Genomic DNA, 26855 nt, shown 5'->3' with positions numbered 1-26855 from the left:
AAAAGGTAAACTAAACGGCTTTGTTGAGCTCGCGGAAGTCTGCGTCGGTTGTTGATTCGCTTGTTGAATCGCCTTTTGTCTCCGAATCTCTTGTAGTCGAGTTAAGTCGAGGCTGCGCATTTAGTAATTCCTCTAGCTCTTGTCCTGTAATGTCAGCAGGAACAGGAATAATTCTTTCGTGAATGATAATTTGTGGGTCGTTGATAAACATTGGTTCCGGTACTTTCTTTATTTTGTCGACATATACGGGAACTTCAGTCGGAACTTCAACGATACGGTCCACTTCGATCGCTACTTCTTTTTCAACGATTCTTTCTACTTCAACGATTTTTTCGACTTCTACCTCTTTCTCGACAATTTTTTCTATTTCAATGATCTTATCTACCTCAACTTCAACAGGTACTTCCACTTCAACAATTTTCTCAACCTCTATTTCGGTTGGGATCTCGACGATTTTCTCTACTTCGATTAGTTTTGTTTTCTTGCGGCGATGAGCCCATACGCGAAAGTACTTCATCATCTTTTTATAAGTAACTTCGCGGCGGGATTTGCGTTTTCTTCTTAGTTTTAGGTTATCGGCTAAATTTTCTAAACTCACTTTCTTCTTACGAAGCATTCTAGCTCTCAGGTATCTGGTTATGCTTTGTAGCAGTGTGTGTTTGATTTTTTTGCTTTCAATCCTTTTTTCTCGGGCTGCTTTATTGGCTTCTGAGTTAAGGGAGATAAATAAGTTAAGCAAGAAATACACAGGGTAGATCAAGCCAGAAACTAGCATCATGAACAAATCAAAAGGTTTCTCTACACTGATATTTGCAATGGATAGAATTGATACCACGGCCTTTTCGTAAGCTGCTTTTTTTAGAGAAAAACCAGATTCTGTGCCCGCGAACTCGTTCATGTTTTGAGTATTTGTTAGTTTTCTTCTATCGATTTCCGTCTGGGTTCTATTTAGATCATCTTGCAGTTTTGATAGTCGGTTTTGATTCATGCTACGTGTGCTGTCGAGATTTTTGACATCACTTGCGATACGTTCAGCCTGGTTCTCAAAAGCACGTACCGAGGATGCGCAGTCAGGTACGATAGAGCAATCGATCGCTTTTAAGCGTCGCGCACTCGCTTTGTCACTTAGTTCTTGAATCTGGTTGTTTTTAAATGAAATCTGTTCGTTGATCTGAGCTTGTTCTCTACGCAGTTCTGTTAGTTGGCGCTCATATTTATCAGCGTTTTGACTTAATGTATTTAAGTATTGTTCGCTGTTTGATGTGAGTTTTTTGGCTTCTTCAACTTTTCGGATCTCAGCCGTCGCAAGAGAGTCTAAATAGCTATTGACGCCCGAATAGCATAAAAACCAAAATGAAGGTACGAGTATAAACATCGATACTTTTAGAACTCGGCTTGATACGCTCCATTCTTTAATTACAGCTGATGTCCAAATAAGTACGGCGAATTCGGCACAACCAAGTAGGATTCCAAAAGGCGAAATAGGGATAAAGGGTATTAGAGGTTCTGCATGAAAGAGAACTTCATAACCCTTAACGTTAAAGATCACAATCAGAATACCCATTACAATCAGCATAATGTGCAAGAGTATGTGATCGGGTATTTTTCTTTTAAACGTATCTAGAGTCTGGTTTCTAGCGCCGTACTCGCTTGGGTTCATGATAACGTTTTCGGTCATTAATATTTCTCTACAATCATGTATTTTTGGATATTGCGGTTATTAAGTATGTACATATCATCCCTGCCATACTCACGCATAAACTTATTGTATAAAGCCGGTGATCCAGATACGGCTTCCCAGTAGTTTTGGTATTCTTTATATACTTGTTCTATGAACTCAGGCGTATCTGCTTTGTTTGGTAGGTATGGTCTATGAAAACCTACCTCGGCTCCACTTTGTATGCGTTTTTTGGTGCCCGCAGCATAAATAAAACCACATGTGGAGTAGCAGCGCATGTATTTATCAGCATCAGTGTTCCATTGATTTTTGAGAATGTACTCACCAATCAAAATGCCTTCATTTAATACACCTCCAGGACTGTGAAGCATTAACCTGTCTAGATTGATCCCAAGCTTTTGGTAATGATTGACATATTTTAAAAATTTATCGTATGCGCCTTCGATAATAGGGCCTTCGCCATAGAGGTAAGAGCCTTTAGAATCTTCGCCAATCATAAATGTTAGTTTTTTCGAGTGTTGAAGCGGGTGACCAAATTTTTCTGGGGCATAGAAATCAGGGAACGTCTGTGGTTCGAATTGCATTGTTTCCTCAACCGGAGCCGGAACTATTTCTGTATTTTTATCTGCTTTTATCTCTGGCTCTGGTGGTAATGCTTTCTCAAGATCCTGATCTTTCGGCTCTTGCGCAGGAAGATCTTCTGGTTGAGGTGAAGCATCTTTCTCTTTCTCTTTCTCTTTCTCTTTCTCTTTCTCTTTCTCTTTAATTTGTTCTTGTTCGACTGAATCTTTTTTGTCTGGTAAAGGGGCTTTTCGTTGTTCCTGATGATCGTTTTTTTTATCAGGCTTATTTATTGATGTTTGCTTGTTGGTACTTTGTGTTATTTCATTTTTTTCTTGAGGCTCTTTGGCAGCTATCTTACTTGGCTTAATGGTTGTCTCTTTCTCTGTCTCTGTTGTTTGGGAGAGAGGCATTTTAACGCTATTAGTTACGATGTCCGAGAAATTGCTACAACCAAACAATATTGCACTGAACAAAGTATAAATTGCAATTCTATGTAAGTTCATGATAAATATACAATAATTTTAAATTGGCTTTGTTTTGCCTGTATTTTACAGCATGATTTACTGTAAGTTAAGTGTTTGTTTTAATTGATGCAATTACTAATTATATCAATAGAGTGATTAGTGTTATTTTTGCGTATTACGATTTTGCGGTTTTTTTCGTAAAAAGAAGACTTATATTGTTAGCAAATTCAATTTATATAATTGGACATAAATTGAATTTGTGGGGCTGCTTAACAGACAGTTTTTTATAGATTTATGGAACGAAAATCTAAAGGCATGTTTTTTTTAATGAATTTTCCCATACGTATAGGCGAGCTCGGCGACGGTTTTGGCGTCGAATTTCTTGAGTAAGTTGGCTCGGTGCACTTCTACGGTACGCATTGCAATGCAAAGTTCGTCCGCAATGCGAATATTACGTTTCCCTACAATGATAAGGCGCAGAATATCTTTCTCTCTGCTGGTGAGTGATTGGTAGGCTCTTTTGGCTAGCGCAATATCTAAGTTCGCAGCGGACTCCACTTGCCCTTGAATTATTGCTTGCGCCAGTTCTGCACCTTTTACCGGTTTTTGGAAAAAGTTGACCGCGCCCGCTTGCATGGCGTCAACCGCCATTGGCACATCGCCGTGTCCGGTGAGGTAAATCACCGCCAGTGGGCTTTTGGCCTCATTCAAAATCTGGTGCACTTGTTGTCCGCGCAGGTTAGGCATTCTGCTATCGAGGATCACGCAACCTGCTTGTTCAATATCTACGCCGTCGAGAAATGCTTGCCCATCGGCAAAGGTGGTCACTAAAAAGTCATACTCCTCGAGCATAAACGCCAGCGAATCTCGCACTGATTCATCATCATCCACCACATAGACGGGTAATTGTTTATCACTCATTTCTCGTTCCTCGTTCCTTTTGTGCTGTTTGTGCTGTTTGTGCTGTCTGTGGCTGCGTTTGGAGTGCTCGTCGCGTTTTTGCTCAATGAAGGCACAGCTTGGTAGGGCAAGCAGAGTTCTACCAAGCAACCATGTGGATTGGTCGACTGAATGGTAAATTCACCGCCATGCATTTCAAGCACATCTCGGCAAATCGATAAGCCTAAACCTAGCCCTTCTTGTTTGGAGCTGACAAACGCTTCGGTCGGGTTTTCTTGTTTTAAACCGGTACCGTTATCTAGGATTCGAATCGTAACGTCTTGCGTTGCAAAATCTGTGTGGATGGCAATTTTGCCCGAGTATTGTTCAGGGTGCAGCTTGGCATAACTCACGCACGCGTCGATGGCGTTATTAATGACGTTGACTAGCACTTGCTGCAACCCCACCATGTCCGCTTCAATCGGGCGTTGCTGGCCTTCTGAGCTGCGTACCACCTCAACCATCTGCTTTTGTAATCGATACTGCATTAGCTCGAGAGTGTCGCTAATAAGCTGCGGTAAATCGAATTTGCTGATAGCAACGCTGCGCTTTTTAATTAAGGTGCGCAGGCGTGAGACAATCGCATCAGCGCGCTCTACTTGCAGCTGAATTTTTTCCAGTACCGGCGCTATCTCTTGGTTGGGGCGGTTTTTGGCCAAACGTAGCAGCCCGCCTTCACTGTAATTACGAATCGCGGCCAGCGGCTGGTTTAGTTCGTGGGCCAAACTACTGCCCAGTTCGCCGACGATCGCGACGCGTTGCGAATGTTCTAATAGCTCGCTTTTTTCTTTTAATCGCTGCTGGGTTTGCTCTAAAGCTTGTTTGCTTTTACTGAAGCGATACTCCAACCAGAAATGGTAAATGTTGAGCACAATGACAAACAAAAATAGCGCCCATGCCCACTCTTGATGGGCGCGTAGCCAACGCAGCGCGTCTTTCCACCATGGCTGTTGCAGAGGGTGTAAGTCCATCGCTTGGTAGAGTTTATCAATGGAGAGCAAGCTCACTGGAGAGGTCCACCCCGAGGCTTTCGCGGCAATTGCCGCTGGGTTATCGGCAGGCATCGCCAGCAGCGCGCGGCTTATTTGTTTAGCCAGTTGTGACGATCCACGCTCGGTTTTAGCAAATGACCAATTGGGGTAGAGCGGGGTAGATACTTCACATTGGGTTTGCGGTTCATTCAGCGCGTTAAGCACACGCACTTGCCCTTGCTCTATCAAGCCTTCGCTTTCCATTTGCTCTTTTAAGCAAGCAGGCACTACAGCTGCCTCGATAGTTTGGTCACGCAGTTGATAAAGGCTGGCATCAATCGGGAAGCCTAAGTAGCGTACATCAGCAAAAAAATCGTTCGGGTTAAGGCCTTGCTCAATAACTTGGTAGCGTAGTGTGAGGTATCCGCCAAATGCTTTTTCCGCTACGGCGGCAATCGGTAAGCCCGCCACATCGTCAAGAGTTTGGTATGGGGAGTCTGCGCGCACCACCAACGCCGAGCCAATACCATAGTTCGAGTTTTCTGGCGCTTCGCTAGTTAGCGTTGCCACCCATGAGAGGGCGTATTGTCTTCCTAAGCGTACCGCTTGCCCTGGGTTGGTTAGGATAAAATCCATGCTTTGCTGCTCAACCGCTTGGGTCATGCCATCGAGATCGAGCGGGTGCAGCACAAAGTGCACTTTTGGGATCTGTTGATTGAGCCAATAGATGGTCGGTTGCCAGCGCTGGTAGGCATACAAATGGCCGCGAGTGGCCAAAACGCCAACATCAATTTGCGGTTTACGCGCTGTGTTTGCGCTTTGTGCGGGCTCGAGAGTCTTAGCTTGTGTTTGGGCGTAAGTTGTTACTGAGAATAAAAAGATCAAAGCAATCCATAAGCGAGCGAGAGGGGCGAGTTTTGTCTGCATGAATTGGTCTTAGTCCTTTTTACTTTGAACCTCAGAATATCAGCTACAGAGCGCAATCGATATTTGTTTTAGATCAACAATGATTGCGGTATGTGGAAATCCACAATATCGCCTTTACCACGGGTTGAAGAGAATCAATACAAACTCTAATCAGTCTTAGTAGGTGAGGTATGGATTCCAGTAAACGTCGTTTTCTCAGCGCCGTAACGGCAGGCGCAGCGCTTATCCCCATAGCTGGGATAGGCACGGCAACTGCAGGCACGGTGATCAGAAATAACAACCAAGCCGATCGTAAAGGTCAGGTGGGTAAACGTTATGCAATGGTGGTTGATCTGCGTAAATGTGTCGGCTGTCAGGCGTGCACCGTGGGTTGCAGTATTGAGAACCAAGCGCCAATAGGCCAGTTCCGCACAACCGTTAAACAGTATGAAGTGACTTTTGATGATGGCTCATCGGTGACTCAAGAAGTGAAGTCTTTCATGTTGCCACGTCTTTGTAATCACTGTGATAACCCGCCTTGTGTTGCTGTGTGTCCGGTACAAGCTACCTACCAACGTGAAGATGGCATCGTGATGGTGGATAACAGCCGTTGTGTGGCTTGCGCATATTGCGTGCAAGCCTGTCCTTATGATGCGCGCTTTATTAACCAAGAGACGCTGACCGCAGATAAGTGCACGTTCTGCGCCCACCGTCTTGAAGAAGGACTATTACCCGCTTGTGTTGAAACCTGTGTTGGCGGCGCCCGTGTGATTGGCGATCTTAACGATCCAAGTAGCGAAGTGAATCGTCTACTTAACGTGTATCGTGACGACATTAAAGTGCTTAAGCCAAACGAAGAGACCAAACCGCATGTGTTCTACATCGGCATGAATGAACGTTTCACCAATCATATCGAAGGCCAAGCGGCGATTTATGATCCGCAAGGAGAAAGCGTATGAACATCACCGAAGTGTTAGTGCAACCTCAGGCAATTGCTTGGCTACCGTGGGCGGTGCAGTATTTCTTCTACATCGGTTCCGCCTATGCCGCGGCGATTCTATTTTTAATCGCGCTGTTATTTGAATCTCACACCAGTCATCGTCTGCGTGCGGCACTGGTTTTAACCCTTGCCATTGGCGCGATTGTTGGCCCGCTAGCGTTAACGGGCGATCTGCATCAGCCGGGTCGAGCTTGGCATTTTTACCCTTATTTAACGCCTTGGTCATGGATGTCATTGGGCTCGATATTCTTACCGCTTTTTTCGGCTTTGTCGGTGGTTACCGCATGGCTATACCTACGTAATGATTTGCTTGGTCTTGCCCAACAACCTGGCAAAGTGCTGCCATTGCTGTCAAAACTTGCGCTTGGTCGCTGGCAAACCAGCCCGCAGTTAATGCTGGTGGTTGCGGCGCTGACCGTAGTCTCTGGGCTGAGTATTGCGCTCTACACGGGCGCTGAGATTTCAATCGTGCAATCTCGTTCTTTATGGCACCAGCCGGCTTCACCACTGCTGTGGTTTATTACCGCATTTTTGGGCGCGGTGGGTTTTACTGTGTTGATTTGGTGGTTAATCCCCTCAAATGACAAAGCACTCACATTGGCGGATACGCGTTTGCTGAAGCAAGCAACGGCGTTGAGTGGCCTATTGGCGATTCTATTGTTACCTATCTGGGCATCCAATAACGCTTCATTTTCGCTTTATGCGGACCCGCAGTGGCTAAAAAGGCTGTTTTTAATGGCGCTATTGCTACTGACGAGTGTGGTGTTGGCTTTGTTTGCCTTGCGTGAGCAAAACTGTGGCTTGTGGCCGACTACTTTGCTTGCGCTTATTACGCTTGTGTCGTCATGGACGGTTCGCTGGGTGACGATGATGGATGTGCAGACCATCGCTAAGTTTGATGTAGGCCCGTTTCCTTATCAGTTGCCGCTTGGTAGCAATGGCTGGCTGGGCATCATTGGTATGTTTGGGCTTTGGTTTGCGCTGGCTTTGCTTGGCTCAGAGCTGATTCAACCATCACGTAAAACGGCAGCATCAGCAGCCAACCAACACTGATTTAAGAGGATTTCATTATGGATACTAAACGCCGTCAGTTATTGAAATCTGGGCTTGCCGTAGGCGGGCTAGGTGCTTTCGCTGCAGGTTATGCGACGACTACCAAACATATGGTTGAAGGGGCGCTTCATGGCACTGCGGGCGAAAAAACTCGCGATATTCACCACGGTAATTCGCTAGAACCAGAATACACAGTGAATCAACAAGGTAATTTGATCCCAAACCCTAACCAGCGGGTTGCACCATCAATGTGTTTTGGCTGTTGGAGTTTGTGTGGTTTGCGTGTGCGCATCGACAATCGCAATGATGAGATCTTGCGTATTGCGGGCAACCCGTACCATCCGCTTTCTCATCAACAGCATATTCCCTTTGCAACGCCAGTCAAACAGGCTTACTTAGGCATGGCAGGTGAAAGTGGTTTAGAGGGGCGCTCGACCGCATGTGCGCGGGGGAATGGCATGCTGGAAATGCGCAATAGTCCTTACCGTATCACCCAGCCGTTGAAGCGAGTGGGCAAACGTGGTGAAGGCCGATGGGAGCCGATTAGCTACGAGCAGTTGATTGATGAAGTGGTTAACGGTGGCGACCTGTTTGGTGAAGGGCAGGTTGAAGGCTTAAAACAGATCCGCGATCTGGCGACTCCTGTCGATCCACAAAACCCAGAATATGGGCCTAAAGCGAACCAGTTGCTGATGACCAATGCCGGCAATGAAGGGCGAGACGATATCTTTAAGCGCTTTGCGTTTAATAGTTTTGGCACGCGTAACTTTGGCCACCACGGCTCTTATTGTGGTTATGCGTTTCGAGCGGGCAGCGGTGCGTTTATGAATGATTTAGATAAAAACGCCCACTTAAAGCCCGATTTTGATAACGCTGAATACGTTATTTTTATTGGTATGTCGCCAGCGCAAGCGGGTAACCCGTTCAAACGTCAGGCTCGCCAGCTCGCTAAAGCGCGCACCGAAGGTAAGTTGGAATACACGATTATTACCCCGAGCTTGCCTGCGGGCTCATCGAGCCTCGCAGCAGGGGATAACAACCATTGGTTGCCAATTAAGCCCGGTTCAGACTCGGCGTTGGTGCTAGGGATGATCCAGTGGATCATTGACAATCAACGCTACAACAAGACGTTTTTAGCGCAGCCTGGTGCAAATGCGATGAAGGCGGCTGGCACCGCACATTGGTGTAACGCAACCCATTTAGTGATCAGTGATGAAACGCACCCGCGCCACGGTAGCTTCCTTCGCGCCTCAGATATGGATATGCCATTTGAGGGCGCGGCGCGCTCTGAGAGCGATCCATACTTGATTGTAGACGCGCAAACTGGCGAGCTGAGCGTTCATACTCAAACTGGTGAAGCAGAACTGTTTGTTGATCGATACGTGCAGCTTGCTTCTGGCTCAGTACGCGTGAAGTCTTCACTATTGTGCTTGAAAGAAGAAGCGTTTAAATACGATTTAGCGTTTTACAGTGAGCAGTGTGAAATCCCCGTTGAGCAAATGATTGCCTTGGCGCAGCGTTTTACGAGCTACGGCACCAAAGCGGTGGTCGATACCCATGGTGGCAATATGCACACCAATGGTTTCTACAATGCTTTCACCATCATGATGCTCAATGCGTTGGTGGGCAATATCAACATGAAAGGTGGTGCGATGGCCAAAGCTGGCGGCTATCCAACCTCTGCCGCTGGTCCGCGTTATGATTTTACTCAGTTTGCAGGCAAAGTGGGTCCTAAGGGCGTGTTTCTATCACGCAGTAAGTTCCCATACCAAAAAACCAGCGAGTACAAACGCCGTGTTGCAGCGGGGGATTCACCATACCCAACTCGCGCACCTTGGTATCCATTTGCTGCGCCTTTATTGACGGAGCATCTCTCTGCCGCCATTGATGGTTATCCTTATCGAGTAAAAGCGTGGATCAATCACATGGCAAACCCGATTTATGGTGTGCCAGGGTTGAAAACTCTGTTGGAAGAGAAACTAAAAGACCCGCAGCAGCTAGGTTTGATTGTCTCGGTCGATGCGTTCATCAATGAAACCACCGCGCTGTCGGATTACATCGTACCAGATACGGTTACCTACGAAAGCTGGGGGATGGCAACGCCTTGGCATGACGTTCCGGTGAAAACGGTCACGGCGCGTTGGCCGATTGTTGAAGCTCGCACCGAGAAGACGGCTGATGGTCGCAGCATTTGTTTAGAGAACTTCTTAATTGATGTGGCGAAGAAGATGCAACTCGGCGGCTTTGGCGACCAAGCGATTAAAGATGCCCAAGGGCAATGGCATGGGATTCACAGTGCGGAAGATTTCTATCTTCGTTCAGCGGCCAACTTGGCGTATATCAACGGTGGGGTTCCAGAAGTCAGCGCAGAAGATATCGCTTGGTCTGGTTTAGAGCGCCTATTACCGAGTATGCAAAAAGTACTCACGCCCGATGAGATGAAGCGTGTGGCATACATTTTTGCCCGTGGTGGTCGCTTTGAAAATGCCACGGAAGCCTATCGCGGTGAGCAAATGAAGTACAAATGGACGCGTCCTGTCGCGATTTGGAATGAACGTGTCGGCAGCGCAAGAAACACCATGACTGGCGAGTATTACAGTGGCTGCCCAACGTGGCACCCGCAAAAACTTTCTGATGGTACGCCGCTAGAGACGCAATATCCAAAAACGGAGTGGCCATTTAGTTTGACTAACTTTAAGTCGAATATTCATAGTGCGGTGTCGAACTTATCGCCGCGTCTGAATTCGATTAAAGGGGTGAATCCCGTTTATATCCATCCAAGTGATGCGAAACAGGCGGGCATTCAAACTGGCGATCAGTTTGTTATCGAAACGCCAACCGCAAGTATAACCGCGTTAGCGATGGTGGTGTCAGGCATAAGACGTGGCGCGTTGGGCTTTGAGCACGGCTTTGGTCACACTGAGCTTGGGGAGCGCGCGCACTGGATTGGTGATAAGCAACAACCGGTTAAAACTAATAATCAAGATGGGGTAAACATCAACGATATTGGTTTGATCGACCCAACTCGGGGTGGCAATGGCGTGGTGCTAGATTGGGTTGTTGGTGCTGCGGTGCGTCAGGCGCTACCAGCGAAAATCAGCAAAGTGTAGCCCTACCGCATTAAGTGTTCAGAGTAGCTAAGCTAAATCGTATGCTTTAATAAACCAAAACGCCTCTTTCTCATTGAGCTGAAAAAGAGGCGTTTTCTTAATGGTTCGCAATGAATTACTTAAAGAAGTGGGTTAACTCGTCCAGGGTGGAAGTGCCTTCCATTGGACCTTTGAAAGTGACGGAGCGTGCGCCGCATTGCGCGGCAATGGTCAGTGACTCTTCAATGCTCATGCCCTTAGTTCTGCAAGCAATGTACGCCCCACCAAAACAGTCTCCCGCACCTGTTGGGTCGATTTCTTCAACGGTAAATGCCGCGATGCTATTGAATGAATCTGGCGTATACACCGTGGCACCTTTGCTGCCTTGTTTTAATACCACTTCACTGACGTTATAGTGAGAAAAGTACTCATTAATCGCTGACTCGTCATCATCGAAGCTCGATAAGATGGTCACTTCCGCTTCACTTGGCATATAGACATCAGTATTGGCTAATATTTTGCTGAGCGAAGCCTTCACATTGTCATTGAGCAGCTCTTTGCGAATGTTTGGATCAAACGAGATCTTACCTTGATTGCCTTTGACGATCTCAATCGCCGTTAAGCAGAGATCAACGATGTTTTGATTGATCAATGATGAGCCCATGATATGAAGATGGGTACAGTCATTGAGAACCGTCAAATTGGCGTTGCTAAGAGAAAGTTGACCACAAGCCGCTTTACGGATGTTGAAAATAAAATCTCGCTCGCCGTTTGATTGGTAGGTGACAAATGCTGATCCTGTTACTTCATCTTCAAGGACGCTGATCCCTGCGATATCGACGCCATCTTGCTGTAAACGTTTAAGATTAATCTCACCAAAACCATCTTTACCGACAGCTGAAATGATAGAGCAGTCGACACCAAGTTTAGCCACTTGATCAATGAAAATAGCCGGGGCACCACTTGGGTAAGGCCCTGAGAATACGCCGGTCTGTGACAAAGATTGGTTTAATTCGGTTGCCATAATTTCTACGACAATTTCACCTAAAGATACGATTTTCATTATGCCGCCTTCTTATTTTTGTAAACATCAATACCAACCGCGAGTAGGATCACGATGCCTTTAACAATCAGAGAAACAAAGTAGTTGACGTTCATAAGGCTCATTACGTTACTGAGTACCGCAATAATCAGCGCGCCGATAACGGTGCCAATGATGGTGCCTCGACCACCAGTCAGAGAAGTACCACCAAGCACACATGCCGCAATGGCGTCTAACTCCATGCCCATTGCCGCGGTTGGCTGCGCAGAGAACATGCGTGACGCAAGCATGACGCCACCGATACCCGACATCAGGCCGGCAATCATGTAAGAATAGATAGTGGTTTTAGAGACGTTGATACCAGAATAGGCCGCTGCTTCAGCGTTACCACCGACCAAATAAACTTTACGGCCAAAGGTGGTTTTGGCGAGTAAATAGTGGTTGAGCACAATCATTGCGACCAGCAAGATGATTGGAAACGGGATGCCGAAAAGATAACCATTAAAAATGTATTCAAAGGCGGCGTTGTCATAGAGAGAAATCGCTTTACCGTCGCTGGTTAGCATTGCGATACCGCGGAAGATGCCCATAAATGACATGGTGACGATAAAAGGATGCACGCCTAAAAAGGTGGTCACAAAACCGTTGGCAAAACCACACAGTACTGAAACGCCAAGAGAGAGCGGCAGCATGATGCCAAATGGGATCCCTGCGGTTAAGCCTAGCACCAAAAGCATGCCAGTGAGTGCTACAATGGACCCCACCGAGAGGTCGATACCCGCAAGCAATATTGCGTATGTCATACCAAAAGCGACAATGGCGACAATCGAGCTCTGCAAAATAATGTTGGTGATGTTATTGACTGACCAAAAGTATTCGGACAGAAACGTAGAGACAAAAACCAAGGCGATCAGCGCACCTAATATACCGCCATACTCTTTTAGAAAACGGCTTAAGGCAGCGTTTCCGCTTTGCTTAAAATTGTTGCCACTATCTAGGCTGTTATCGACTTTATTCAGCATTAGAACTTGCTCCCGTAGCGTAAACCATCACTTCATCTTGTGATAAATCTTTAGTATTGAGTTCTTTAACGATTGTTTTGTTGCGCATCACAAGTAAGCGGTCACACATGTTGATCGCCTCTGGTAACTCAGAAGAGACCATAATGACCGCGGTTCCAGTTGCAGTTAAATCTCTAATAATGTTATATATTTCATACTTGGCCCCGACATCGACACCGCGTGTCGGTTCATCAAGAATTAAGATGTCTGGTCGGTTTTCTAACCATTTTGCCAACACGACTTTTTGTTGATTCCCACCACTTAATGAGCCCACGGCTTGGTCGGCATTGTGGACTTTTATGTTCATTTTGCGGATGCTGTCTGCGGTGACTCTTTGCTCTTCAGCTTCATTGCGTACAAAGCCTTTAGCGACCGTTTCGTAACTGATGAAGTTGCAGTTATCATGCACACTATGATCAAGTACCAAGCCTTGCTCTTTACGGTTTTCCGTGACAAAAGCGATGCCGTTGTCTATCGCAGTGCGTGGCGAGTCGATCAGGATATCTTTTCCTAATATCTGCACATTGCCGCTATAAGGCAGCATGCCAAACAGCGCGTTCATCACTTCAGAGCGGCCTGAGCCCACCAGACCAAAGAAACCGAGTACCTCACCTGAGCGGATACTGAAGTTGATATCATTGAACATCACTGGATGAGTAAGGCCACAAACCTTGAGTACTTCTTCTCCATTGACCAGTGCGTTATCAGGCTTTGGCGGGTAGATATCATTCATCTCTCGGCCAACCATCATAGTGATCAAGTGGTCGATGGTAGTATCGGTTTTCTTAACGGTATCAATGTATTGACCGTCGCGCATGACCGTGATGTCGTCTGAGATAAGCATGATTTCTTTCATCTTATGACTGACGTAAACAATTGCTTTACCTTCTGATTTCAGCTCTTCAATGATGTTGAATAGAATCTCAACTTCGGAGTCAGACAGCGATGATGTCGGCTCGTCGAAGATAACCACTTCGGATGGGTAGCTGAGCCCTTTGGCAATTTCAACCAGCTGACGCTGAGCCATAGAAAGCTCGCTCACTTTGACGTGGCTTTCGATTGGAATTTGATACTTGCTCAGTAATTCATTCGCCATCTGATTCAGTTTGTTGTCATCAATCAATCCAAATCGTTTTGGTTCGTTGTTGGCGTATATGTTTTCCGCTACTGTGAGGTTGTTACACAGCGACAACTCTTGGAATATGATTGCAATGCCGTTGGCTCTTGAATCGAGAGGGGAGTTAAAAGAAAGCTCAGTGCCTTCTTTTTTAATATGGCCACGTGTTGGAGTATGGACACCTGCTAACATTTTTAGCGTGGTCGATTTACCACAACCATTCTCACCTAAGATGGTATGCACTTTACTTCGATATAGCTTAATGGATAGGCCGTCTACGGCTTTCACTTCACCGAAATGTTTGCTTAAGTCGTGGGTTTCTAATAGCAAGTCAGACATGTATTGATCTCCGGAAAAACTGAAACCTCACCAATGAGGCTTCAGTTTTCTGAGCGATTACTTTCCAGTGTAAAGAACTGGAACGATTGGATATTGTGCTTCGACTGGTTTGTTGTTTAGGTAATCAACCGCCACGCGAACTGCGGTGCGACCCATGCGGTCTGCATCTTGTTTAACTACACCGATGATGTTTTCATTGTCATCAACAGCTTTAATGCCTTCAGGCATGCCATCAAAACCGATCACAACTGCGTGTGAGTTTTGTTTGTTTACCGCAAGGCTTGCGCCGATCATCATGTCGTCACCGAAGGCGAAGACGAGATCCGTGTTAGGGTTGGCTTGGATCATATTGATGGTCGAAGTCATCGCTTCTTCGCGAGTTTTACCTGGTTGAACGGCCACGATCTCGATCTTTGTATCAGCGACAGCGTCACGGAAACCGCGTAGACGATCTTCTACAGAAGAAATGCCAGGGTAAGAAAGCATCACGACAGTGCCTTCGCCATTTAGGTGTTTCGCCGCCAATTTACCTGCTTCTACACCACCACCGTAGTTATCTGTAGCGATATGCGAAACGATGTTGCTCTTCTCTGCGCTAATATCCACGGTGAATACGGGAATGTTAGCTCGCTCTGCTTTTTTCAATGGGCCACGAATGCCTTTTGAGTCCACAGGAGAGACGATGATTGCATCAACATTTTTGGTAATACAGTCTTCGATATCATTAATTTGCTTAGAAAGATCTTGGTTAGCGATCGAGACTTTTAGATCCGCTTTATATTCTTCCGCGCCAGATTTTAGACCTTCATTAAGTGCGATATAAAATGGGTGCGATTGGGTAAGAATCGATGCACAAATGGTTGGCTCTTGAGCTTGAACGTTCATTGAGCAAGCCAAGAAAACACCTGTAAATAGAAACTTTTTCATAATAGTCCTTTTTATTTTCTGTAGGGGTACAAAGGTTGCCATTTTTGGTGCTCACTTTGCTTTAATTAGCTTTTTGAAAGAAAAGGCAAGATTCTGAGCTTTGTTATGGCTGATGGAAAGTATACGAAAGTTTATTTTTAAATTAAGAAAGAAATAGCAAATGTTAGATATTGATCATACCTTTCTTGTTTGTAAGGTTATTGGTGTGATGAATGCGAGAGGGGAGATGGTGACAGTCGGCGATGGAGAGCTAGATAAAAAAAGCACCTCCAGTGGAGATGCTTTTTAGCGGAAAGTACAAGAATTTTAATGATTTATTTGTGTGTAGGCTAGTGCATGGCTGTTACTTCGATGAGCATTAGGCAATCACTAATTCGATGTTTAGGCTTTCTAAATATTCGCGGTATTCTTTGCTGATACGTTTGTCGGTGATAAGTACATCGATATCGGAACACGGCATGATTTTATGTACGCTAACTTTACCCAGTTTGCTGGAGTCGGCAAGGACAATACATTTGTCGGTTGCTTTGCGCATCGCTTTGTAGAAGCGGGCTTCATGTTCACTATGGGTGGTAATGCCAGCTTCGATATTTAACCCATCTATCCCGACTATCATCTTGTTTACATGGTATTTTTCGATGCTTTCCTCGGCTAGAGAACCGTAAAAAGACATGCTGTTTTGATGTAGGCTACCGCCAGTACTAACAATCGAGATATTGTCGTTTCTTGGGATGGCGAGCAGTATGTTTAAGCCATTTGTGATGACAAATAAGTTATCAAACTCTTCGAGTAAATGAACCAACTGTTCGGTGGTTGTTCCTGCTCCAATGATGAGAGAATCACCATTGTGGATATAGTCTACGCCAGCTTTCGCAATGGCTTTCTTTTCATTGACGTGTAAGTTGCCTTTTAGGCTATTCATTGACTCATTGGTCGTGGTGGTTTTTTGCATCGCACCACCATGAGATCGAATCAGCAATCCTTTATTTTCAAGGCTATCTAGGTCGTTTCGAACTGTTACCTTACTGACACCGTATTCATCGGCTAATTGAATTACTGAGACAGAGCCAAACTCTCTGAGCTTGCTTAAAATCGATTCTCTTCTTTCTGACGTCGTTCTAATCATTGTTATTGCTCTAGCTGTGTACTTTCGTAAATAAGAAAGAGAGTGCATAGGCTATCCCTCTGTTATCTAGTTTACTTGGATTCTTAAGCTGATTAAACACCCTTTATCTTGCTTTTTCTTTTGTTTTTTTGTTTCTTTATTTTTTGTGTGACAATAATCAAAAAAGGAAAGGAAAAGAAAGTATAGTATTCCCAGCAAGTGATTTGATGACAAATCGAAAGAACCATCCTTATAGGTGAATTAATGATTTATACCCTGACTATGAATGCTGCAATTGATCTCAATCTGTCTTGTGCGGAGGTTGAGTCGGAAAAGGTGAACCGCGTCAGTGAATCCGATTATTCACCCAATGGTAAAGCGATTAATGTGTCGATTGTTCTTGACCACTTTGGTGTGGATTCCGTTGCTATGGGCGTATTTGGTGGCTTTACCGGCAAGCACATCGTTGAGTGTTTGAAAGAAAAGGGCATCAACGTTCACCCGTTTTACATTGATGGTCGCACACGCATCAATGTCTTTGTTAGTGATGGCGACAAAGAGTACAAATTTGTCTCGAAAGGCGGTTTCGTTTCTCAAGATGTAAAAAATGACATTTTGGCCAGCATTCGTGGCGCGTCAGATATGGAATATCTCATCATTAGTGGCAGTTTGCCGCCTGGCGTTGAGGCCGAATATCTTGATCAGATCATGGCTGCATGCAAAGAGAACCATGTTGAGGTGATTCTTGATATTAGCGATCGCCATCTTACCCATTTGCTTACAAACAAACCGCTGTTGATAAAACCGAACGATGATGAGTTGCTGAGTGTATTTGGTTTGCATGCAGCGACTCATGAACAAGCTTTAGATTCATTAGAGACGCTCCATTCTCTAGGGGCGCAAAACGTACTACTGACTCTGGGTCGACATGGCATGTATTTCTCGAATGGGGAATCTGTCCATTTCTGTAATGCACCCGAAATTAAACTCCATAGTTCTGCCTGTGCGGGCGATGCGGCATTAGCTGCGTTTTTAAGCCTTTGGTTGAAAGACAGGTCAAAGATTCAAGAAGCGATACAAGTGGCCAGCGCTGTCGGTGCTGATGTTGCCGCGTCTTCTGGAGTCGGTGAGCTCGCTCTTTACCCACAACTGGTGACTATGGCATCTGCAAGAAGAGTTGCATAAGAAGGTTTGTATGAAAAAGATTATAGCTATTACAGGCTGCCCGACCGGGATTGCTCATACATTTATGGCGGAAGCGGCTTTGAAAAAAGCGGCCGCCAAAGTGGGCGTAGAAATCAAAGTAGAAACGAACGGTGCGGCTGGGGTTAAAAACCCGATCGAGAGTGAGGATCTACACGATATTTACGGTGTCATTATTGCCGCAGACAAAGATGTCTCTCCTGATCGTTTTAATGGTTTGCCGGTTCTTGAAGTGCCAGTTAAACAAGGCGTAAAGAACGCTGATGAACTGGTAAAAAGAATCATCGAAGGGGACGTGCCAGTTCGAGGTGGCGATGCTATTCAAAGTTCTAATCAAACCCAAAGTTCGAGCCAAACTCAATCTGTTGCTACGTCATCCTCTAACGAAAGCTTTTCGCGACAGATATATAAGCATTTAATGAGCGGCGTTTCGCACATGCTGCCGTTCGTTGTCGCAGGTGGCGTGCTTATCGCTATTTCGTTTTTGTGGGGGATCTATTCATCAGATCCTCAATCAGAGCAATATAACGCCACGGCCGCAATGTTGATGACCATTGGTCAACAAGCTTTTAGCATCATGGTGCCAGTCTTTGCTGCCTTTATCGCTTCTTCTATTGGCGGAAAGCCAGCCATGGTGGCTGGTTTTGTCGGCGGTCTGCTGGCTAATGTCACTGGGGCGGGTTTCCTTGGCGGTATCATTGCTGGTTTTGGCTCGGGTTATTTAATCGACTTCTTAGTGAAAAAAATGGAGCACATGCCTAAGCAGTATGAAGGGTTAAAGTCGATCTTCCTGCTACCTATCATTGGCACTTTAGTGATTGGTGTGTTGATGATTAATCTAGGCGTGCCAATTGCCGCCATTAACAACGGCATGATGGAGTTTCTTTCGGGCTTACAAGACGCAAATCCGGTTTTACTTGGCATCATCATTGGCATGATGTGCGCGTTTGACTTTGGTGGTCCGGTGAATAAGGCCGCTTATGTGACCGGCACTCTACTTTTGGCTGAAGGCAATATGTACTTTATGGCTGGAGTGTCTGCTGCATGTATTACACCACCTTTGGTTGTCGCTATCGCAACCACTTTGTTTAAGCGTGCTTTTGATGAAGAAGAGCGTACCGCAGGCACTATTTGTTATGTTCTTGGGGCGACACATATCACCGAAGGTGCCATTCCATTTGTTGCTAAAGCGCCGCATCACGTCATTCCTATCATGATGCTCGCCTCATCAATTTCTGCCGTTCTATCGTTTCTATTTGCTGTTCAAGTACCTGCGCCGCATGGTGGCTTCCTTATTTTGCCGGTGGTGAGTGAACCAATGATTTGGGTTGGCTGTATTTTGGCTGGCTCAATGGTTGGTGCGGTTATCTATGGATTTTACCGATTGATGCAAATGAAAAAGCTGGTGGTGCAAAAAGCGTAAATGGTGATTCAGGTTATTAATTAAATCTCAGACAAAACAAAGGTTAAGGAATGAAACTCGTCGACTTGATTTACAAAGAATCAATTTCAATCGGAGCTAGTTTTGCCACAGCAGAAGAGGCGATTGAAGCACTGACAGATAGATTGTGCGCATTAGGGAAGATAAAACATCGAGACCAGTTTGTCGCCGCAGTATTAGACCGTGAAAAGCAAGGCCCAACGGCTTTTGGTGAAGGCCTAGCCGTGCCTCATGGTAAATCAGACGCGGTTGTTGAGCCATGTGTTGCGTTTGCGATTTTGGACTCTTCAGTCAAATGGGCGGGAATGGATGAGGAAGACGAAGATGTCGATATCATCGTATTGCTCGGGATCCCACTCGCTCACCAAGGGGATACTCACATCGCGCTGTTGTCTGAACTGACTTGCCTGCTGATTGATGATGAGTTTAGGGACGCAATTAAAAACTCAGTTAGCGCAGAAGCACTGATTGAACAGATCAGAACCGCATCAGAATAATTAATAGAGATAGATATCATGAACAACATCATCAACAGCAATTATTTACTCAAGCAAGCTCGCAAGGGTGGTTATGCCATCCCTGCTTTTAATTTTCATAACCTTGAAACGGTGCAAGTGATCTTAGATACCGCAAAACAATTGGAGTCACCGGTTATTCTGGCTGGTACGCCTGGTACCTATAAATATGGCGGTTCAAGAGAGCTCGTCCACATGGTGAATGCGGCTGCACACGCAAGAGGCATGCAAGTGGTCCTTCATTTGGATCACCATCATGATATGGAAGATATTAAGCAAAAAGTGAAGTTGGGCATTCGTTCAGCAATGATTGATGGCAGTGCATTGGCATTAGATGAGAACATTGCCATCACTCGTGAGGCGGTGCAATTCTGCCACGCTTATGGCTGCTCGGTTGAGGCTGAAATCGGCCAACTGGTTGGGCAAGAAGATGATCTTATCGTTGATAGCGTTCAAGATCCGTATACCGATCCGGATGACGCGTTAAAACTCGTCGAACTCACCAATGTTGATTCATTGGCTATCGCAATTGGTACTGCTCATGGCATGTATAAAGAAGAGCCAAAACTCGATTTTGATCGGTTAGCCAAAATTGCATCGATGGTCGATATTCCTCTTGTTTTGCATGGGGCATCAGGGGTTTGCTCGGCTGATGTTCAACGCTGTATTGACCTTGGTATCTCAAAGGTTAACGTGGCGACTGAGCTTAAAATTGCATTTGCAGAAGAGCTGAAAGAAGCGTTTAGAAAAGCACCTGACGCGAACGATCCTCGTTTTTATAACGAGTTGCCAAAAGCCGCGATGGCGAAAGTGGTACAAGAGAAAATTTTGATGTGTCGAAGCGAAGGGAAGCTTTAGTCTTTTACACAGTTGGAATTCAACACCCTCTAGAATTCCTAAGGATTGGCATTTTGCCAATCCTTTTTTTATCTGCCTGTATTGGCGAATTTAAACCCAAGCCACTCTCGCTGTAATTAGCGGTATGAGGTGACTTGGGTAGAGCGGTTATTTTGCCGTTGCTTCTACAGGTGTACCTTGCCACGCTTCTTCTAGGTCATCCAGTTCAGGGAACTTAGAACGGTCGAAGGTTGGTGTTTTGCCTGCTTTTAGCTGCTCTTCGTAGTCTTTTACTACTTTTATCGCCAGTTTAGAAAGCAGTACCAGTGCAACGATGTTGATCAGTGCCATTGCGCCCATTGACGCATCCGCTAGGTTCCAAACCACAGGTAGTGAAGCCACTGAACCAAACATCACCATGCCAAGTACACAAACGCGAAACGCCATCAAACCTTTCTTGCTGTTGCCGTTTAGGAACATTACGTTAGTTTCAGCGTAGCTGTAGTTGGCAATGATTGACGAGAAGCAGAATAGGATAATTGCAGCTGCCATAAAGTAGGTTGTCCATGAACCTAGCTCATTGGTTAGCGCTTGTTGCAGTAGGCCTATACCGGTTGCAGCGTCTGGTTGATCCATCACACCACTTAGCATGATCATCGCAGCAGAGGCGGTACAGATAACCAACGTGTCCGCAAATACGCCTAGCATTTGCACAAAGCCTTGTGAAGCAGGGTGGTTCGGGTTTGGAGTGGCACTTGCCGCTACGTTCGCAGCCGAGCCCATACCTGCTTCGTTTGAGAACAAACCACGCGCGATACCACTTTGCATCGCTTGCGAGATGGTAAATGCTACGCCGCCAGCTGCTGCTTCTTGCCAGCCAAATGCGCTCTTAACGATGTAAGCAAGCACTGCTGGTACTTCAGTGATATTCATCAATACGATAACTGCAGCAATGGCTAAGTAACCGATCGCCATAACAGGTACGATGCTGGTTGAAGCTTTGGCAACTTTAGTAATGCCGCCAACGATGACGAAGGCAGAACAGGCCACGATGATCACACCAACGATAGTCTCGTTAAAACCGAATGAGTGGCTAAGTGCGCCCGTGATGGTGTTCGCTTGAACGGCATTGAACACGAGACCGAAAGCAATGATTAAGAAGATTGAGAAAAGCGAGCCCATCCAACGTTGTCCTAGGCCTTTTTCCATGTAGTAAGCAGGACCACCACGGTATTGACCGTCAACGTCTTTAACTTTGTAAAGTTGCGCTAAGGTTGATTCGATAAAGGCAGTCGACATGCCAAATAGGGCGATAAGCCACATCCAGAAGATAGCACCAGGGCCACCCACGGTCAGGGCAACTGCAACGCCAGCCATGTTACCTGTACCAACGCGAGCCGCCATTGAAGTACAGAATACTTGGTAAGAGCTAAGACCTTGGTCAACTTCTCGACCACTTTTGAGAATTTGTACCGCGTGCTTGAATTGACGCAATTGAATAAAACCAAGACGCACGGTGAAGTAAACGCCCACAATCACTAGTAGATATACCAGTACTTGACCCCAAAGTACGCCATTGATGGCGCCTACCACGTTATTTAACCCCGTGTTTAACGCAGCTAGCCACGATTCATTCGTAACGATCATATTAATTTCCTGTATATGATGATCTATTAAATAGAACTAATGGGAATATCCTTAGTTGATGAGCTTAACCATTGATTAGCTATCCATTTAATTATCTTTTTGGTCGCAGTCTTGCCGCGATGGATAGTTACAATTAGCTTGGCTAATGGATCTGATTTACAAAACAAAATGCAGTTCGTAAATTAATCTGCCGGATTCTAGATTTATCCTGCGTCAACAGCAATCAGATCGGCAGTGTGAGTTGAGTCTCTTTATCATTAGGTGAGAAACGAGTGCGCTAAGAACGCTATTTTCAGCCTGTTTCATATCTATTTTTTCAACAGTTTTACGCTTTTAGCAAACGATTGCCGATGATTTAACGAATAAGAAAGGCTTCAGCTTGAGCAAAATGGTGAAAACTTTACTGCCAAGATGAGCAAATTTATCACATGGGACGTTTGTGGGCTGGATTAAGCCAATATAAGTAATTTCTTATTTAGTGAGAACGCTTCTATTGGTGGACTGATCTCACTCCCCATAACGGGGAGCGTTGGCCGGGTGTGTTGTCGAGCGTAACCAGTCTAGAGGAGGGCTTTGAGGCCAGCTTATATGCTGACAGTGTGCTGATATTCTACGTCTGTTTGGTCGACAAGTGATGTCGCATAAGCGATGTGACTGCTAGAGGTTTTGGCGCAGTACATCGCTTTGTCCGCCTGTTTGATGGTGACTTGCAGATCCGAAGAGTGACGATTGTAGTGGGAAATACCAATGCTGGTGGAAACTGAAAATTGGTTTTGCTCGAACTGAATCGGTCGAGCCACGGCCGCTAATACCTCGTCGACCAATAGTGCAATGCGCTGAGCTTGGTATGCGTGCCTAACCAGAATGATAAATTCGTCACCGCCTAAGCGATAGAGAGTCGCTGGCTGGTTTGCTAAAGAGAGGGTGATTCGCTTTGCAACCTTGATCAGCAAATGGTCTCCGGCAAGGTGCCCGAAGCTGTCGTTGATGGCTTTAAAACCGTTTAAATCGAGCACCATGATGGTGACTTCGGGGTCAGTTTGCTGCTCAATTAATTGTACGTCGAGGTTAAATCGATGGCGGTTAGGGATTTGAGTTAACGAATCCGTGTTTAGCATCAGTTCTGTGGCTAATTTGGCTTGCATCAGCTCGGTAATATCCAGCCCAGAGCACTCAATTTCATCGTTAATCACTTGGCTGCGATTGATTTGAAAATAGTGTGTTTTTCCTTCAATGGCGACGGAGTAATTAAAGCTGTCTGTGTAAGGCTTTTGCAGCAACTTAGGCAGGAAATCTTGCAGCGCCGCTTGTTTTTGCTTCTCGGTCAGTGATTGGAAAATACTTGAGAGCATAGAGTTGGCGCGCACGATTTTTTTCTTTTTTATGTTGACGACGAACAAGCCCACTTGGGTTAGATTGTAGGTTCTCGCGTGTTTTTCTTGGCTATCTCTTAGTAGCGAAATCGTACTTTTTAATTGAGCTCGCATAGAATCCAGCGCACTGAATATGGTGGTGATCTCAAGAAATTTAGAGTCGGTTTTTGAGGGTGTTTGATAGTCACCATTTGAAATCTGAAAGGCCACTTTTTGTAGCTCAGCAAAGGGCTTTTTCAGTGCCGCAAGAATCGTGCGGGTAAAGGTGAGCGAGATCAGTAGCAGTATCAGACCAAAGCTGAATATTTTGGGTGCGGTTGACTTAGCGATGTCCCAAATCAAAGCGGTGGTGTCTTTGCTTACGGTAAGTAAACCAATCTGCCTGCCTTGTGAATTTTTGATTGGATACACAAACGTTGTCAGTTGGCCTTGCGCTGTGAGTGGGTTGATGACTTCAGCTAAGGTAATGCCGTATTCCATTGAATCGAGCTTGGCTGAGACAATGTAGTCGAGTTGGGCGATTTCAGTGGTCACCAATTCTGCTTGCAGCAAATCAAATTGAGTCAGCGCCACATGAGCATCGATTAGCTGCTGTGCGATCACTTGCTCAAAGCGTGCATTTTGGTTTTGGTGCTGATGATATAAGTCATAGATGATGTAGGTGCCACCAAATAGCGCGATCGGCACGGTCGTCAGCGTTAAAAATACTGAAATAATGTAGGAAGAGAGCTTTTTCATAAACGTGATGGACAGTCTTTGGCTATTCGTTGGGCAATATTGTCGTTATTGCCTTTAAAGTTACGCAGCAGTTTTTCTGCCAGTTGTTGGTCTTGGTTGCTTAGCACGCTTTGGTTTGGGTTAAGTGCCACGTTGATAACCCCTTGCTTGATGCCAAAGTGTTTACGGTTACCATTCCAAATTCCGTTTTTAAGCTGCATTAATGATGCAAATACTGCGATATCGACACGTTTTTCTAGTGAGGCGATGTTGGTGTCAGGAAATTGCTGGGAATAGTCTTGATCAACCCCAAAGCTAAATGCGTTTTTATCTAGCTTAACGGCTTGCATCACGCCCACACTCGCAAAGCCCGCCACAGGGAAAATAACATCGATATTTTGGTCTAGCATCGTTTGTGCAATCACCCGCGCGCCTTTGATGTCATTCCATGAACTTAAACCATTGTTGATGTACTTCGTTTTAAGCTTAGCTGTCGCGTTGGCATCTTTAAGACCGAGTTCAAACCCACATTTGAAGTTGTTGATGGTTGGAATATCCATCCCTCCGATAAAGCCAACTTGGTTCGATTTGGTTTTCAGGCCAGCAAGGTAGCCAATGACGTAGCTTCCTTCCGCGTGATTGAAAGTTAATCCGAGCACGTTAGGGACGTGATAGGAAACATCGAGTGAAATAAAATGGGTTGATGGGTTTTCGCGTGCGACTTGAGAAAAAGCCTCGAGTGAATTTGCTTCTACTACTACGATTGGGCTATAGCCTTGATGAGCGGCTTGGCTGAGTTGTTGGATATAGTCACCATCACCAACTTGATGACGCTTTACCGTTAGAGACGACTTTTGCTCAAATTGTTGGATTCCTTTATCCACCATTGATAGATAAGAGCCATCTCTCAGTTCACTTTGGTACACTACCATTGGTTTAAAGGCATTGTGATCTGCTTGAGCATCGTTGGAGCCTAAAAATAAAACAAATATAGCGCTCGCAAGCTTTGCTTTACGCCCTGTGCCACTGAGAGGTCTGCGTTTCATAGGATAGATTCTTTGTTATTGTAGTTATTGTTGCTATTTTGCTTTATCCAGTCGAAATCGCACTGGATGTTTATGCGCCAAGTTTATTATTTAAACGGCTAACATCAAGGATATAAATCGCATTTATAGGATCTAGTTTCATAATATTGCGACTTATTGGACTTATACGCTACTGCTTGATGATTGGTTGTTGATGATCTTCCTATTTGCTTGGTCGGATTAGAGAATTTGCGCTTTTCACTCGATATAAATGATGCACTGGGTGATTTCTTGTGTAAAATGCGCCACCTTTTTTAGAATCTGAATACTATCAATACCAATGAGATTCAAACTGATAATGTCGCTTGTCGCAGCTGCAACTCTGGCTGGCTGTGCTAACCCTGTAAACAAAGACTGGTTTATTACCGATGGCAGCAAAAGTGATGCGGTAATCACTATTGCCTATGATGAAGGCTTGCTGCAACAAGCGGTGGTTGATGAACAAGCCGCGCTAGATATGGCAAAAAATGGTTGTAAAGCTTGGGGCTTTAAGAACGCTCAGGCGTTAGGTATGCCACTTGATAAATGCGCACGTCGCGACAAACTATTTGGGTGTATTTCGACTCGTTATACTCAAATTTTTCAGTGTACAAATTAGAACTATACGAATCTGATAAAGGGGCTTAATTGCCCCTTTTTTATTGCGTTAAAATATTCATTGCGAGCGAATATATTGACTTGTTAGTCGCTGTGGTTTTTGATGAGCTGCTACGGTTAAATTACTAAATCAAAGACTAAATGGTTAAACAGCTATGATGAGATATTGGTCTGGGAATGGATACTCAATGAAGAAAACTCTTCTTATTATTAAGATAAAATTTGGGTAATCGAGCAATAGCTTCGATGCTAGCATCGCGTGTACTAGTATAGCGCCTCGTAAATTTCTGATGTTTCTGAAAACGAGGTTAATTGTTATGGGGTGGGAAAGAGGAAAAGAGGTTCGACAAGATAGTTCATACTATGAAAATGAATCTAAAACCAAATGGAGAGCAATAAATAATCAACCAGTGCCTTTGAATAATTTAGAAATAGATAAAAGTGCTCAGGTTGCCACTATTTCTTATGATGGCAAAGGTATTGTATGGCGAACATTTTCTAGATTTTTTCTTTGGTTTTGTCTAATCACGCCACTTAGTTACTTATTAATTGGTAATGTTTGGATTGCAACTTGTATTGTTTTCTCGACATTTTATCTTTTCTTTAGAAGAAATTTTTATATGTTTGGGCCATATAGGCGCGTTACTTTAGACACAGTGAATGGGATCTTTTATTTCGGTTCGAAGTATAACAATGAAAAGGATGACTGCTATAAAAAGCAAGGTCAAATTTCAAATATACAAGCTCTACAGTTCATAGACTCATTTAGAAGGACTACGAATACAACTGGTATGGATAATGTACGAACAGAAAAAAACCAGGTGCTATATGAAGTGAATTTGGTTTTTAATGATGGGACTAGGAGAATGCTAGCTACTGGTGAGTCTAGAGATAAAGTTCAAAATGACGTTAATAAGTTACAGAAATTATTGGATGTACCTGTATGGGTTTATCTAGATAGAGATCGACCGCCAAGTTGGTTTTATAATTTTAGTAAAAAATGAATTATCTATGCATACGTTACTACAATCACGTCTAGCAGTTTTCCCATAACTCTATTTGGGGGAACTTACGTTAACTAACGTTGATTAACGTGAGCCCCTTTTCTTAGAGATACTGCTTTGAGGTATATGACGCTTGCAAGTAGGTAAGCGAACGGACACGAGTTTGATTCGCTATCGAAGT

22 protein-coding genes are annotated in these 26855 nt (G+C 44.9%); 10 read left to right on the top strand and 12 right to left on the bottom strand.

Annotated features, from left to right (window positions below; translation table 11 throughout):
* Window positions 1–10: 10 nt before the first annotated feature.
* The 4 genes from IRQ95_RS02405 to IRQ95_RS02390 form a co-directional block, all read right to left on the bottom strand.
* Window positions 11–1678, bottom strand: coding sequence for a hypothetical protein (locus IRQ95_RS02405; protein ID WP_194435403.1), 1668 nt, complete (start codon window positions 1676–1678; stop codon window positions 11–13).
* Window positions 1678–2745 (bottom strand): hypothetical protein, encoded by a 1068-nt coding sequence (locus IRQ95_RS02400; protein ID WP_194435402.1) that lies wholly within the window; start codon window positions 2743–2745, stop codon window positions 1678–1680. The genes IRQ95_RS02405 and IRQ95_RS02400 overlap by 1 nt, the downstream gene beginning before the upstream one ends.
* Before the next feature lie 285 nt (window positions 2746–3030).
* A complete protein-coding gene (locus tag IRQ95_RS02395) occupies window positions 3031–3627 on the bottom strand; it encodes a response regulator transcription factor (protein ID WP_194435401.1) in 597 nt (198 codons plus the stop codon).
* Window positions 3624–5543 carry a sensor histidine kinase gene (locus IRQ95_RS02390; protein WP_194435400.1) on the bottom strand — a complete coding sequence of 640 codons (1920 nt, stop codon included), beginning with the start codon at window positions 5541–5543 and terminating at the stop codon, window positions 3624–3626. The genes IRQ95_RS02395 and IRQ95_RS02390 overlap by 4 nt, the downstream gene beginning before the upstream one ends.
* A gap of 170 nt (window positions 5544–5713) precedes the next feature.
* Between IRQ95_RS02390 and dsrO the strand changes: the two genes are divergently transcribed.
* The 3 genes from dsrO to IRQ95_RS02375 are packed head-to-tail and all read left to right on the top strand — an operon-like array spanning window position 5714 to window position 10685.
* The gene (dsrO, locus tag IRQ95_RS02385) at window positions 5714–6481 is read left to right on the top strand and encodes a sulfate reduction electron transfer complex DsrMKJOP subunit DsrO (RefSeq protein WP_194435399.1); all 768 of its coding nucleotides are present in this window, start codon (window positions 5714–5716) and stop codon (window positions 6479–6481) included.
* Window positions 6478–7575 (top strand): NrfD/PsrC family molybdoenzyme membrane anchor subunit, encoded by a 1098-nt coding sequence (nrfD, locus tag IRQ95_RS02380; protein WP_194435398.1) that lies wholly within the window; start codon window positions 6478–6480, stop codon window positions 7573–7575. The genes dsrO and nrfD overlap by 4 nt, the downstream gene beginning before the upstream one ends.
* Before the next feature lie 17 nt (window positions 7576–7592).
* Entirely contained in the window at window positions 7593–10685 is a 3093-nt protein-coding gene (locus IRQ95_RS02375) for a tetrathionate reductase subunit A (RefSeq protein ID WP_194435397.1), read from the top strand.
* Window positions 10686–10800: 115 nt separating this feature from the next.
* Here IRQ95_RS02375 and IRQ95_RS02370 read toward each other — a convergent pair whose 3' ends face one another.
* The 4 genes from IRQ95_RS02370 to IRQ95_RS02355 are packed head-to-tail and all read right to left on the bottom strand — an operon-like array spanning window position 10801 to window position 15150.
* Window positions 10801–11727, bottom strand: coding sequence for a sugar kinase (locus IRQ95_RS02370; RefSeq protein WP_228481083.1), 927 nt, complete (start codon window positions 11725–11727; stop codon window positions 10801–10803).
* Complete coding sequence (locus IRQ95_RS02365) at window positions 11727–12728, bottom strand: ABC transporter permease (protein ID WP_194435396.1); 1002 nt, start codon at window positions 12726–12728, stop codon at window positions 11727–11729. Before IRQ95_RS02365 ends, IRQ95_RS02370 begins: the two co-directional genes overlap by 1 nt.
* Entirely contained in the window at window positions 12718–14223 is a 1506-nt protein-coding gene (locus IRQ95_RS02360; protein ID WP_194435395.1) for a sugar ABC transporter ATP-binding protein, read from the bottom strand. The genes IRQ95_RS02365 and IRQ95_RS02360 overlap by 11 nt, the downstream gene beginning before the upstream one ends.
* Window positions 14224–14280: 57 nt before the next feature.
* Window positions 14281–15150 carry a substrate-binding domain-containing protein gene (locus IRQ95_RS02355; protein ID WP_228481080.1) on the bottom strand — a complete coding sequence of 290 codons (870 nt, stop codon included), beginning with the start codon at window positions 15148–15150 and terminating at the stop codon, window positions 14281–14283.
* 160 nt (window positions 15151–15310) lie between these two features.
* Between IRQ95_RS02355 and IRQ95_RS22285 the strand changes: the two genes are divergently transcribed.
* Window positions 15311–15439 carry a hypothetical protein gene (locus IRQ95_RS22285; RefSeq protein WP_267254436.1) on the top strand — a complete coding sequence of 43 codons (129 nt, stop codon included), beginning with the start codon at window positions 15311–15313 and terminating at the stop codon, window positions 15437–15439.
* Between the two features lie 69 nt (window positions 15440–15508).
* Here IRQ95_RS22285 and IRQ95_RS02350 read toward each other — a convergent pair whose 3' ends face one another.
* On the bottom strand, window positions 15509–16276 hold the full coding sequence (locus IRQ95_RS02350) for a DeoR/GlpR family DNA-binding transcription regulator (protein ID WP_228481077.1): 768 nt from the start codon (window positions 16274–16276) through the stop codon (window positions 15509–15511).
* Between the two features lie 243 nt (window positions 16277–16519).
* On the opposite strand from IRQ95_RS02350, the gene IRQ95_RS02345 reads away from it, so the two are divergent.
* From IRQ95_RS02345 to gatY, 4 genes are read left to right on the top strand one after another with little or no spacing between them, the layout of a single operon-like run.
* Window positions 16520–17440, top strand: coding sequence for a 1-phosphofructokinase family hexose kinase (locus IRQ95_RS02345; RefSeq protein WP_194435393.1), 921 nt, complete (start codon window positions 16520–16522; stop codon window positions 17438–17440).
* Between the two features lie 10 nt (window positions 17441–17450).
* Entirely contained in the window at window positions 17451–18881 is a 1431-nt protein-coding gene (locus IRQ95_RS02340) for a PTS fructose transporter subunit IIC (RefSeq protein ID WP_194435392.1), read from the top strand.
* A 50-nt stretch (window positions 18882–18931) separates the two neighbouring features.
* On the top strand, window positions 18932–19396 hold the full coding sequence (locus IRQ95_RS02335; RefSeq protein ID WP_194435391.1) for a fructose PTS transporter subunit IIA: 465 nt from the start codon (window positions 18932–18934) through the stop codon (window positions 19394–19396).
* An 18-nt stretch (window positions 19397–19414) separates the two neighbouring features.
* Window positions 19415–20272, top strand: coding sequence for a tagatose-bisphosphate aldolase subunit GatY (gene gatY, locus IRQ95_RS02330; RefSeq protein ID WP_194435390.1), 858 nt, complete (start codon window positions 19415–19417; stop codon window positions 20270–20272).
* A gap of 147 nt (window positions 20273–20419) precedes the next feature.
* Here the strand turns inward: gatY and IRQ95_RS02325 are convergent, their stop codons facing one another.
* The 3 genes from IRQ95_RS02325 to IRQ95_RS02315 form a co-directional block, all read right to left on the bottom strand.
* Window positions 20420–21898 carry an alanine/glycine:cation symporter family protein gene (locus IRQ95_RS02325; protein WP_194435389.1) on the bottom strand — a complete coding sequence of 493 codons (1479 nt, stop codon included), beginning with the start codon at window positions 21896–21898 and terminating at the stop codon, window positions 20420–20422.
* Between the two features lie 584 nt (window positions 21899–22482).
* Window positions 22483–24009, bottom strand: coding sequence for a GGDEF domain-containing protein (locus tag IRQ95_RS02320; protein ID WP_194435388.1), 1527 nt, complete (start codon window positions 24007–24009; stop codon window positions 22483–22485).
* Window positions 24006–25034 carry a BMP family ABC transporter substrate-binding protein gene (locus tag IRQ95_RS02315; RefSeq protein WP_194435387.1) on the bottom strand — a complete coding sequence of 343 codons (1029 nt, stop codon included), beginning with the start codon at window positions 25032–25034 and terminating at the stop codon, window positions 24006–24008. The genes IRQ95_RS02320 and IRQ95_RS02315 overlap by 4 nt, the downstream gene beginning before the upstream one ends.
* Before the next feature lie 337 nt (window positions 25035–25371).
* Between IRQ95_RS02315 and yecR the strand changes: the two genes are divergently transcribed.
* Together yecR and IRQ95_RS02305 are read left to right on the top strand one after the other, a co-directional pair.
* Entirely contained in the window at window positions 25372–25671 is a 300-nt protein-coding gene (gene yecR / locus IRQ95_RS02310) for a YecR family lipoprotein (protein ID WP_228481074.1), read from the top strand.
* Window positions 25672–25987: 316 nt separating this feature from the next.
* The gene (locus IRQ95_RS02305) at window positions 25988–26674 is read left to right on the top strand and encodes a hypothetical protein (protein WP_194435385.1); all 687 of its coding nucleotides are present in this window, start codon (window positions 25988–25990) and stop codon (window positions 26672–26674) included.
* Window positions 26675–26855 lie beyond the last annotated feature (181 nt).

This window comes from Vibrio fluminensis (genome assembly GCF_015278125.1).
Lineage (GTDB): Bacteria > Pseudomonadota > Gammaproteobacteria > Enterobacterales > Vibrionaceae > Vibrio > Vibrio fluminensis.
The sequence above is the reverse complement of the archived record's forward strand: the minus strand, read 5'-3'. Positions and strand labels throughout refer to the sequence as shown.